Source organism: Paenibacillus kribbensis (assembly GCF_002240415.1).
Lineage (GTDB): Bacteria > Bacillota > Bacilli > Paenibacillales > Paenibacillaceae > Paenibacillus > Paenibacillus kribbensis.
The window spans coordinates 2,918,201-2,930,454 of the sequence record NZ_CP020028.1; the positions used below are offsets into that span (position 1 = coordinate 2,918,201).

7 protein-coding genes are annotated in these 12,254 nt (G+C 46.6%); all 7 read right to left on the minus strand.

The window, feature by feature from the left end; translation table 11 throughout:
- Positions 1-89: 89 nt before the first annotated feature.
- The 7 genes from B4V02_RS13210 to B4V02_RS13240 all read right to left on the minus strand — a co-directional run bounded on the left by B4V02_RS13210 (position 90) and on the right by B4V02_RS13240 (position 12,209).
- Complete coding sequence (locus tag B4V02_RS13210; protein WP_094155142.1) at positions 90-617, minus strand: TetR/AcrR family transcriptional regulator; 528 nt, start codon at positions 615-617, stop codon at positions 90-92.
- A gap of 163 nt (positions 618-780) precedes the next feature.
- Positions 781-1,563 (minus strand): DUF4309 domain-containing protein, encoded by a 783-nt coding sequence (locus B4V02_RS13215; protein ID WP_094155143.1) that lies wholly within the window; start codon positions 1,561-1,563, stop codon positions 781-783.
- Positions 1,564-1,861: 298 nt separating this feature from the next.
- Positions 1,862-3,094: an aminopeptidase gene (locus B4V02_RS13220; protein ID WP_094157005.1), complete on the minus strand. Its 1,233-nt coding sequence runs from the start codon at positions 3,092-3,094 to the stop codon at positions 1,862-1,864.
- Between the two features lie 44 nt (positions 3,095-3,138).
- Positions 3,139-4,728 carry an acetate--CoA ligase gene (locus B4V02_RS13225; RefSeq protein ID WP_094155144.1) on the minus strand — a complete coding sequence of 530 codons (1,590 nt, stop codon included), beginning with the start codon at positions 4,726-4,728 and terminating at the stop codon, positions 3,139-3,141.
- 166 nt (positions 4,729-4,894) lie between these two features.
- Positions 4,895-6,007, minus strand: a complete 1,113-nt coding sequence (locus B4V02_RS13230; protein WP_094155145.1) for a DNA alkylation repair protein — start codon at positions 6,005-6,007, stop codon at positions 4,895-4,897.
- A gap of 178 nt (positions 6,008-6,185) precedes the next feature.
- Positions 6,186-7,439 carry an MFS transporter gene (locus tag B4V02_RS13235; RefSeq protein ID WP_094155146.1) on the minus strand — a complete coding sequence of 418 codons (1,254 nt, stop codon included), beginning with the start codon at positions 7,437-7,439 and terminating at the stop codon, positions 6,186-6,188.
- Positions 7,440-7,451: 12 nt separating this feature from the next.
- On the minus strand, positions 7,452-12,209 hold the full coding sequence (locus B4V02_RS13240; protein WP_244188548.1) for a non-ribosomal peptide synthetase: 4,758 nt from the start codon (positions 12,207-12,209) through the stop codon (positions 7,452-7,454).
- Positions 12,210-12,254: the final 45 nt, after the last annotated feature.

Sequence of the window (12,254 nt, forward strand, 5' to 3'; positions counted from 1 at the left end):
TCTCATTGTCAACCTGTTTGATGATTTGAACTCACAAACAAAAGAAAAAAGCCACGCAAAGGCGTGACTTTTGTAACATAAACAAAATACTATTCGTCTATTTCCATCAGTTCCGGCAAATCCAGTGACATCGAGATATTGCAGAGCATACCTCTGGCAAGAAAGAGCATTGTTCTTTCCAATGCATGCTCAATACCCACTTGACGAAAAGCAGCATAAACAGTCGTATGAACATCACGAAATCCCTGCTGCATCACGCTCACAACCACATCCTCCCCGATGGTCTGCGCCTGCATTTGCAAAAGGATTTCATTGCGATAATCTGTCATAATTTGCGAATAAGCTGCGATCAGCTCCTGCTCTAGCTGTTCAGATGGGGACGAATGAATGACCTGTTGAAAAGATTCCAGGATGCGTGCAAAGGAAACCTTCAGGGCTGCGACAAGCAATGCTTCCTTGGTAGCAAAAAAACGGAAAACATACGGCTGGGAAATGTTGGCCCGTTCTGCCACTTTGGCAGTTGTGGCTCGATAATAGCCCATCTCTGCAAACACTTCAATAGCGGCTGATATAATTTCATTTTGGCGATTTATTGACGTTGACGTAGCTTTAGCCATGACTTTTTCATCCTTTTGTTTATCATAGATTCAGTTAAGTGATTAATCAATTACTAAATCTAATATAAATGACACTGTACGAAAATGCAATGGCAATCGCTCAGAAAAATAAGTCGTCTCCGTAATGGTTTTACGGAAGCGACTCTTTTGTTGTGGATCAAGATTATGGAGTCATGGAGTTAAAATACAATCTCACATAGTTGATTTTTTGCGTTTTGGTTTGATAGGAAAATACTAAATACTGATCAAGTCCGGAAGCGTCTTTGATCGTATAACTGGCTTCTGCTGTATTGGGTACACTTCTGGAAGTGTCGTTCGTTTCGGTCGGCGTACCCAATTCCTTAATGACTTGGCTGATAACCAGCTTTCTGTAAGAGGGATCAGATGATGTAATCTCTGTAACTTTATCGCTTCCGTCCAGTACGATATCCGTATGATGCTTGGTGTAGCTCCGCGTATGGCCAGTAGAGCCTGACTCGGATTTTCCCCACAGCTCGAACAAAAGATCGCTGCCAGTTCCCAAACCAAGACCTTTGGGCAAGTTCGGAAGTGTCCCCTGCTTGGCTGCACTGAGTATGGTTGCTGGGTAGTGTGCGTTTTTAGATGGCGCTGCACTACTGGCAGGTGACTGATGGGGCGAGGATGAACCTTGCCCAGACACCTTTCTGGTATCCTTGGAATCTGCTGGACCCTGACTTTGCTGGATTGTGTCCGAACCTTGCTTGTTCGTATCTGCATTTTTACGATTGTCGTCCGTATGCTGAACCGTGGAATCGGTAGACGGTGCAACTGCTGCTCCTTCCGTAATTGGAGCAGTTGATTTTGCTTCTCCGCTATTGCCGCATCCGGTGATGGCAGCGAAACTTATAGCCATCAAAGCAGTAGCTGTGACTAGCTTATAGGGCAGCTTTTTTGGTTCATGTGGTTGATGTAAATGTTTTATCATGAGATCACTCTTTCCTTGTTTCAATGAGGTACAAACCAAGTGTAACTAAACCGCATTTCCAGAATACCTCTACTTGTTTCCAACTTGTAAACAATGATATTGAAGATCATCCAACATACACGATTTGCGATAGTACGATCCTAGCTGTTGTTTAGAAAAGGGAGAGCGAGATATGGTTTTTGCTTTTATATTCACAACAATGCCGTGCCAGGGGACAGTCTGACATTTGGGATATAGAAAAACCCGCAAAACGAATAAGATCGTATGCGGGTTATTTGAATGGATATTGAAATAAAAGCTAAATGGCCCAATTTCCTTTGCGAAACACAGCTTCTTTACTTCCGTCCTGCAGCTCGCCATCAATATCCAGTTCGGCTGAACCGATCATAAAATCTACATGAGTCAGGCTGACATTGGCACCGTTCTTCAGCAATTCCTCTCGACTCATTTGTGTTCCTTTTTCCATATTAAAGGGATACGCACTGCCCAGAGCCAAGTGACAGGAGGCATTTTCGTCAATGCCTGTATTGTAAAAAATACGATTGAGATTGGAAATCGGTGAATCGTGCGGAACCAGCGCAACTTCACCCAAATAGCTGGCCCCTTCATCCGTAGCGAGCAAATGAGTCAGATGCTGCTCGCCAGATTCCGCTGTATACTCGGTAACTTTGCCGTCCTTAAAGGTAAATGTAATCCGATCTACCAGCTGTCCGTTCAAATTTAGCGGCATGGTGCTGGTGACATAACCGTTCACACCAGTACGCTTAGGCATCGTGAACACTTCTTCTGTTGGCATATTCGCCACAAAATAATTTCCGCGTTCGTTTTCACCACCACCACTGCGCCAGATATGTCCGTCGGCCAGTTCAATTTTCAAATCTGTTCCGGGTGCGCGGTAGTGCAGGCTTTTATACTTTTTATGATTCAGCTTGTTTTGCAGCTGTTCGAGGTTTTTCAAATGCTCCTGCCAATTCTGAACGGGATCTGAGCCGTCTACACGGTTCATTCGGAAAATCGTATCCCACATGACACGGATGCGATCCTCTTCTGCCACATCGGCAAATACTTTATCGGCCCAAGCCTTCGTTGGCGCTTTAATCAGACACCAGCTAATTTTATGATTCCTGGTATATTGGGAAAAGCCCTCTCTCGCCGTGACCGCCGCCTTCGTTGCACGCGAAACCTTTTGCGGATCAATACCTTGATACAGATCGGGATTCGGTACCTTAATGGTTAGCGTCGCTCCACCCTCTTCGGCGAGTTTTTCCATCATTTCCGCTTTCCAGACCGGGTAATAGTCAAAGCAGGCATCGTCACCATGCTCAAAACGACTGCGCGTAATTTGATCGTCCTCAAACTCTACCTGCACGTATTTGGCCCCTGCCTCATAGGCTTTGCTGACAATCAAACGCGTGAAATCAATGGTTTCCAGCGGGGCTGTAACCAAAAAGACCTGCCCGGGCTGAATATTGACCCCTACCCTCACGACAAGCTCTGCATATTGCTCCAGCAATGTTTCAAATGTACTCATGCTCCCACGCTCCTGTTCCGTTTTCACGTATTTAAGCTTTATCATTACAGTACGGCTTGCTTCTCCAATTCACGCAGCGCCACTCTTCGAATTTTGCCCGAGCTGGTTTTGGGAAGTTCCTGAATGAACTCTATTTTTCGTGGATACTTATAGGGTGCAGTCCATGCTTTAACATGCTGCTGCAGCTCCTTTGCCAGCTCTGGTGATCCTTCTACTCCGGCTTTAAGTACAATGTAGGCCTTTACGACATGTCCGCGTATTGAGTCAGGGCTTGCTACGGCAGCACATTCCTGCACGGAATCATGCTTCATAAGCGCTTCCTCTACTTCAAAAGGACCAATAGTATAACCGGAGCTGATAATGATATCATCACCGCGTCCTTCAAACCAGAAGTATCCATCCTCGTCTTTGCGAGCCCGATCTCCTGTCACAAAATATTCACCATGGATACTCATTGCTTTGCGTTCCGGATCAAGGTAATACGTATGGAATAATGCCGGAAGATCAGCACGTACTGCAATATCACCGACTTGACCCGCCGCCAGCGGGATGCCATCCTCGTCTACGACCTCAACAAGTCCCGGCGCAATGGATTTGCCCATCGAACCTGTACGCAGAGGTACGTCCTTCAAGTTGCCAATAATTAATGTGCTCTCCGTCTGCCCATAACCGTCACGAATCGTAATGTTGAACTGCTCCTGAAACTTGTTAATAACCTCCTGATTGAGAGGTTCTCCCGCGGAAACTGCGCTGCGCAATTGGGACAGATTGTACTGATCCAAGCCATCCGTTTTGGCCATAATCCGATATTCCGTGGGCGTACAGCATAATACCTGAATCCCATACTCCTGCAGGAGCTGTAAATAGCGCCCCGGACGAAACGGACCATTGTATATAAATCCGGTCGCTCCATTCCCCAGTACGGATAAAAACGGACTCCAAATCCATTTTTGCCATCCCGGTGCTGCTGTAGCCCATACTACATCTGAAGCTTGGATATCCAGCCATGGGGATGTTATTCGCAGATGAGCATACCCCCAGCCATGGCTATGTACGACACCTTTAGGATTCCCTGTAGTACCCGAGGTATAGGCCAGAATCGCCATGTCGTCCCGATGTGTCTTCACAGCTTCAAAAGTATCGTCCTGCCCGTCCATCAGTTCATCCAGAACAAGCCAGCCGGGTGTAGATTCCGTGCTGTCACCGGAAACCATGATCCGATAATCCAGGGCAGGCATATCATCAATTATTTTGTCTACTTCCCCGGTTACTCCGGTCCAGGCAATGACCCCTCGTGCTTGTGAATGGCGAAGACGATACGCAATATCCTTTGCCCGCAGCATTTCCGAAGAAGGAATAACGGCAAGTCCCAGCTTCAAGCACGCCAGGTAAATCACATACGCAATAATACGCCGTGGTACTACGACCAGAACTCTGTCTCCTTTGTTAAATCCCAGACTTGTGAGTCCACCAGCCAGTCGATTGGCCTTTTTCAACAGCTCTCCGTAGGTGATCTCCTCGTATTCTCCAGTTTCGCTCAACCACTTGAGTGCTGTTTTATCAGCATCATGGTGTTCCATTTCCGAGGTCATATTGTAATATTCAGGCGCAAGCCATTGTTGCTGATCTGTCAATTGTATCTTCCCCTTTATACATAAGATGAGAACTATGATCTAATCGTAGTATAGCACGTCTTAGTACCAGGTTCTAATACCAGAATCAATTTTTTATCAAAAAGATAAAGTCTCTAGAAGCGAACGATAAAAAAAGAGCCTCGTTTCAGACTCTTTTTCTTACCTGCTATTGAGCATACAACTGAAGCTCCACTACTGTAGATGCGACTTCCTGTCCGTTCACAAGCAGTACAATACGGTGTGCGCCCGGGTAATGGCGACGGGTCGTCAGATCTGCAAAACGGTGCGTCCGCATACCTGTAAGACGGGTTCCTCCGGGAACGGTTTTGTCGGAAAGCAAAAATAATTTACGCGAGACTTGTCCTCTCGCCTTCACAAAGTCGATGCCGTATTCGATGCGGACCCGTACCGGGTCACCTTGCCGAAGTTGAAGCGCATAGCTCAACTCGCAGCTATCACCGAGCTTTAACACGGCCGGATCGGCGGTAAAAGATGCTTCCGTAACTAACGGTGATCCGTTCGTTTCTTCGGCATAACCGAACAGTGTCATCACCTCGGGGCTGGACTTACGGATTAAAGTCCGGCAGCCATGACGCACAATCCAGTCCGTATCAGGATGTGTGCCTTTCCACCTCCTAGCCGTCGCGATAACCGTATCGGGGTGATCCTTTGCGATATCGTTCAGATTGTTGGCTACACTTTTACGTACATACAGTGACGGATCGGATTTCAACAATTCCAGCACGGCCAATACCGGTGCAGGCTCGCGTTTAAACATGGGCAGTGCCTGCCCCCACGGCAGCCGTGGACGACAGCCTTCGCTGGCAAGACGGCGGACGTGCTCGCTTTGGTGTCCTGCCCAGGCTGTCATCTGGCGCATCATCCGTTCCGGTTCACGCAACAGGAAGGATCTCACGGCAAATTCCGCAGATGACTTCTGTGTGAAGCGCTCCAATGCCTCCATGGAAAGTGTCCAATGCTCCTCCCCCTGTCCATACACCTCCACAAAGTCAGGGAAGAATAAGTACGGAAAACCGCTGCAATGCTCGTCTATGTCAAAAAGGACAGCCAAGGCTTCTTCATAACGACTTGGCAAGAACGTTCCCAATGCTAGTGAAATCTGTCGCATCCGGGCTTTTAGCTCCAGCTCATTCCACGTCCCGTCCATAACTTGAAGGATAAATCCGTTGGTATCAAACGAGCTATAAGCAGTTTGTACTCTTTCACCGAAAAGGCGAAGAAAATCCTCTGTGTATATATTTTTTAAAGGCTCAGCCATCTCGTATCTCCTTTTACACTCGAATGTAACGATAGATTTATACCTTCGTCTATGATAACCATAAACAGCGCTCCAGCACCAGCACCAGCACCAAAATAATCAGCCTTAACATGGTGAAGCCAGACATACTAAAAATGCCAGGCCCTGTGATGAGGACCTGACACTTTGCATGCGTAGCTTATGAATTGTGGGAAGGGGCTACTCCTCCAATCTCCCCTGATGGAATCTCAAACTGGCGAATATCCTTGACCAGGAACATAACCAATCCGCACAATGCAGTAATCAGTCCGCTGAAAAATAGGACCTCACTCAAAGCAAACCGTAAAGTTAACGCCCCTCCAATCAAGGCCCCTAATGGCAGAGCCGCGCTCGATAAGGTGTTTAGAAAGGCTGTAACACGTCCCAGCAACGGCAGCGATGTAATAATTTGAATCAAAGACGTTTGCAGTACATTGATGATGCCTGTAAAAACGCCTAATAACAGAGCTGCCAGCAGCTTCATCCACATCTCCGGCACGATGGAAAACACATAGATTGCCAGCCCCATAGCCACCCAGGAAACCGCAATGGTAATGCCGTTCTTTTTCAATACACTGACTAGAAAGGAACCGATAAAAATACCGATAAAATAGGCTACATAGAGCAAGCTGTAATAGATCGGTGAGCCATAGGATACAGCGATGGAAGGCATGGCAATTACCAAGATCGCCATCGAAAAGTTCGTTAGAGCAAAGAACGGAAGCATAATTCTCAGGAAGGTGTGCCGTTTTACAAAAAGATACCCTTCTTTCAGCTCCTTCAGATAGTACCCCAGCTTCAGTGAACCCCTCCCGTTCGCGTCTTCCACCGCAGGAGCATCGATTTGCTTGTTGAGCCTGACGTACACAAAGCCTGACAGAAACAGTATCGCACTGGCTAGAAAAAACGTATTTTTCATCCCCATTGCGATGATGAGCGAGGCTCCAGCCAGATATCCGGCGATATTAATAACCTGATCCGTCGACGAAATCATGGAATTCGCCCGGACAATCAAATCCGGCGAGCCTACCAGTTGCGGCAGCATTTTACTGTTGGCCGGATAAAACAGTGTGGAGAAGCAGGATGCAATAAACACAATAACAAGGATAGCGACCAGATTAACCATCCCATCCTGAATGAGAAACGGGACGGTCAAAATAAGCACAGCCTGCGTAAACAAGGCGATGCTGGCCAACAAAGGCGGTGAATAACGGTCCACTAAAGGACCCACGAGAAAGCTGAAAATCGACGCCGCAGATACGGCTGTATACGTAAAGCTGGTCATCGCCACCGATTGCGTTGATTGCTGTACAAAATACAGCAGGACGATGGAATAAATGCTGTCCGCGATATTGGCAGAAGTACGGGAAGCAAAGAAACGGATAAAACGACTATCCTTAAACAATTGATTCACATCTTCATCTCCTTACTGCGAAATGGTCAAAGCGTTTAAAAGCTTGTCACTAGCAGCCTGGAAGATTTGATGGATATACTGTCGGTCCTCTTCATACGGAAGGATCAGAGAAATCTCCAGAACTTTGCCGACATGCTGTATCTCGAAAAAAATGGCTTTATTGACGCTCAATTTTTCTCCATCTGCATCCATTTGGTCAAAAAGTGCCGAGTCTTCTCTGCTCTCCCCCAAATAATTGAAAACAACAGGCAATTGTTCAAGCCCCTTTTTCAAGATACGGCTGGAATCGGGATAAGCCTCCTCCATATCTGCGTTGATCATTAGATTAAAAAAGTTCAAATGATGGCGTGTAGCCGAGTCCAATTGTGCAAGGATGCCTTTTTCACGAGCTGCGATGTCGTCTTCCTGAAGTACAATGGGAATATGATCAATACATTCGCCCACCGTTCCAAAATAGTTCTGATCACCATACTGTCTTCCGTAATTTGTCATCCATAGCGGAACCTCGGAAATATGAAAATAGGCGCTGAAAAATTGGTAAGCCATCTGTAGTGAAAGACTCCACATGCTCGCAGATTGCCCCGGCTCCGGAGTGTGGCTCACATCCAATCTCCAATGATACTTGGTAGATACGGCATGGTTACGATTTTGTGTTAGGGCCTGAATAAGATCGTTATTTTCGCCAAACACCTGAAGCCTGAATTGCTTGTTCATTTGCTGATCACTGATGCCTTGAGGGCCTTGACGGATATGCTCCACATAATCCCGATAATGATTGGCTTCTATTTGCTGTGGTGCCTGCTGGGGATGGTGATATTCATCAAGAAGCTGTCTCCGCAAAATCCCACCGCTTGTAGCATCAAAAATAATATGTGAGCATGGCAGCAGAAGCAGTTGCTCCCGCAAGTTTAAGCGAATCAGGACAATACGATATTGTAAAGCATGTGTCTGCTCATACGGTTCCTCATAAAACTTGGGCACCATGTAAGAAAGGAGCCTCTGCTGTATATATACCGGATACTCAGAAAGATCCACCATAGGCAAGCTGATATGCTCTGGTGCAGGTTTAAGCCCCCAGGTCCACGTTTCATCTGACTTCATAATGACACTTCGCAGCAACTCATGACGATGAATTAGTCGTAGAATAGCGGCGGTCAATCGTGGGATGTTCAAATAGCTGTCCAACCGGATAGACATGCCTGACCCGACAGGATGCTGCAAATGATAGAGCTGTACAGGAGCAAGCGGGTATTGTCCAATCGTGTCCGGAGCCAGTATATGGGTACTCCATTCCGTATTTAAGCCAGCAATATTGTCCGCCCATTCTTCGGCCTGATGTTGGATGAGGGCTTCTTGTTCAGGGTTTGTCAGCTCGGAGTCATCTGTCACGGGAACTCCGCATACCCGATGGGGCTCGTCTATGCCCCATGGAATAATATAATGGGGATACAGCTCGGGGTGTATGCGGGATTGAATAAATTCTGTAATGTCCTGAACCTGCTCTGCATGGAAAGGCTCTAGTTGCAGGAACAGATAGTCTTGTTGAGCACTGGATACGGTTCGAAGCAAGGCATGAGTACCAAAGGCTTCTCCGATAATCCGCCCGGCCTCCCGAGGGTCGGCTATAAGTTTGCTTGTTTCCTCTACTCCCGCTTCCCCGCGTTGCAAAAGATCGTACAAGCTGCGAATCGTCTGATATTGAAGCAATTGATGTATATCCAACGGGATGTTCAATTCCTGTGCTTTGGATACCAGCTGGATGGCTTTTAAAGAGTGCCCGCCAAGCTCGAAAAAGCTGTCGTCAATACCGATCCTTTCGACTCCAAGCACCGCTTGCCACAGGTTCGCCAGTTGCTGTTCCACTTCATTTCTGGGGGCCGTGTACTCTAGCTGGGAACTATTGATCGCTTCCGGCTTAGGAAGCGCTTGCTGATCAATCTTTCCATTCGTGTTCAAAGGAAGCGACGGCAGAAATACATATTGGGCAGGAATCATATAGTCTGGCAATTGACCCGCCAAATGGGCTTTCATCTCACTTATAGTCAAAACTGCATCGGTTGCAATGTAAGCACAGAGTGTTTTTTGACCATCATTCGCAGCTCTTACGGCAACATGTACTCCATAAATAGCATCATGTCTCATAAGCCTGGTTTCTATTTCCCCAGGCTCGATTCGATAGCCGCGGATTTTAACCTGTTGGTCGATTCGTCCAAGATACTGCAGATTACCGTCTGGCAGCCATCTGCCCAGATCACCTGTCCGGTACATCTTTTCACCGGGAATGAACGGATTAGGGACAAACTTTTCCCGAGTCAGCTCATCTCTGTTCAGATATCCGCGCGCCAGACCATCACCACCCACACAAATTTCGCCTTGAGTCCCGATAGGCAGCAATCTGTTTGAAGAATCCAGTATATAGGCAGTGGAATTTCCGATTGGCCGCCCGATCGGAATGTTGCTATACTCCTTTTCAATCGGAAAACAGCATGAGAATGTGGTATTCTCTGTCGGACCATAGCCATTAATGATCGTCAAGCCAGGACATTTCTTTCTAACGTTAGCGATGATTGCAGGTGAAAGCACATCTCCCCCTACTAGCAGGTATTTGAGAGGGGAAAATAGTTCGGGCTTTTGCTGAGCAAGTTGATTGAACAATGGCGATGTCAGCCACATCGTCGTAATGTGATTTTGCTCGAGAGCAGTACCCAGCTTCACCGCATTTAAAATGATGGATTCCGGCACGATATACAAACGCAGACCATTGAGCAAAGCTCCCCAAATTTCAAAGGTACAGGCATCAAATACTAAAGCTCCGGTCATTAGAATGCGGTCGTTCTCTGCGAATTGTACGTAATTTGTATTTTTGACCAGTCGTATGACATTTCGATGCTCAATCATGACTCCCTTAGGACGACCCGTGGAGCCGGAGGTGTACATCACATACGCCAAATCATCTGCTGTTGCCGATCGATTGGAACTGGCGAAGACGTCGGTATCATAAGAGCCGATATCGCCCAAATCCAGCACAATACCGGAAAATTCGAATCCAGTTGTTTGGCTTCCCCTGCCTGATAATGTAAGTAAAATATCGCTGTGGCTATCCTGAAGCATAAATGTAATCCGGTCTTGCGGATAGGCAGGATCTATCGGCAAATAAGCTGCTCCAGCTTTTAAAATACCTAGTACCCCAATAATCATTTCGGGTGATCGTTCGGTCAGGATAGCCACAATGGTATCTGGCTGAACGCTCAGCTTCCGCAGCTTGGAGGCCAACTGATTAGCCTTTGTATTTAATTCCCTGTAGGTCAGCTCTCGATCTTCAAATACAATTGCCACCGCTTCCGGTGTCTTTTCTGCCTGTTCCTCAAAACAGTGATGGATTGTATGCTCAGCAGGGTACAAGGTCCGGGTATCATTAAAATCGAACAAGAGCCACTGTTTCTCCTCTGTCGTCACAAAATCCAGGTCCTTAACGGATATATCCGGGTTAAGAAGGACCTGCTCCATGGCTTGGCTGAGATGACTGGCGATAAGCTGGATCATGTTTGAGTCATAGGTTAGCTCGTTATAGCTAAATCTGATTTCAAGCTTGCATCCAGGCACGACAACAACGTTCAAATCGTAGTTCGTTTGCTCGATTTCCTCCACTTCCGAGATGCGAATCGTTTTTGATTCTTCCTCAAGGCTCATGAGATCTTCGGAAATTGGATAATTTTCAAATGCGACAATATGACCAATCAGATTTTGCTTTAATGAGGTGTGAGACTGGATATCAGCTAGTGACAGATAGGAATACCGATTGGACTCCATCATGGAATCCTGCACAGACGCCAGTAAATCCGAAAACCGTTGTTCCGGGGAGCTGATGATTCGTACCGGGATCGTATTGATGAACAAACCAACCATATTTTCTATCCCAGGTACTTCATCCGGTCTGCCAGATACAACTGAACCCAGAATGACATCGTTACTGTTATTGTATGCTTGTAGTAAAATACCCCACAGGGTTTGAAACACGGTGCTAACGGTGACACGGTACTGCTTGGCAATATGCTCCAAGCCTTGGGTCAGGCGTTCTTCCCATATGCTTGTAAATTGTTTTGCCCTATAGGAGGAATCGAACGACCGCATATAGCCGGGAACGACGGTTTCATTTTCAACATGAAGCAAATATCGTTGCCAGTATGCGGCCGCTTCCTCTTTGTTTTGTCTCTCCAGCCACTGGATAAAGCTGCTGAATGGAAAAACTGGCCCCAGCTTTAAAGACGTATTGTCCCGAAGAGAACTGTAGATGTCGAAAAAATCCTGGGCTACTGTACCCATACACCAGCCATCCATCACAATGTGAGGAAAGCTCCAAATAAGCTTGGAGTCTTCCTTTGTCCATTGAATTAAAGCCAGTCGAATCGGAACCTCTTTTTCTAGATCAAAGCCTGTTTGTCGATCGTTTTTTAGAAAAGATTCCAGAAGAGATTTTTTTTCTTCGTCCGGCTGTCCGCTCCAATTTTCAATATGGATGGGAGTGGCCTCCCGTTGTTCCAGAACGACCTGAAGAGGCCGTTCGGTTTCCTTATACATAAAGACAGTGCGGAAAATATCGTATCGGTCGACCAACTTTTGCAAGCTTTGCTGTATTAGGCTGGCGTCCAAAATGTCTTGAATGGTGATAACGGTCTGTTCAAAATAAGCCTCCGACTTTTGATCCAATATGGAATGAAACAGCATGCCCTCTTGCATTGGCGAAAGCGGATAGAGGTCTTTAATTTTCACCTGAGCCAAAATTCACCTCTCCTTTACCGTGCGAATGTTTAATTT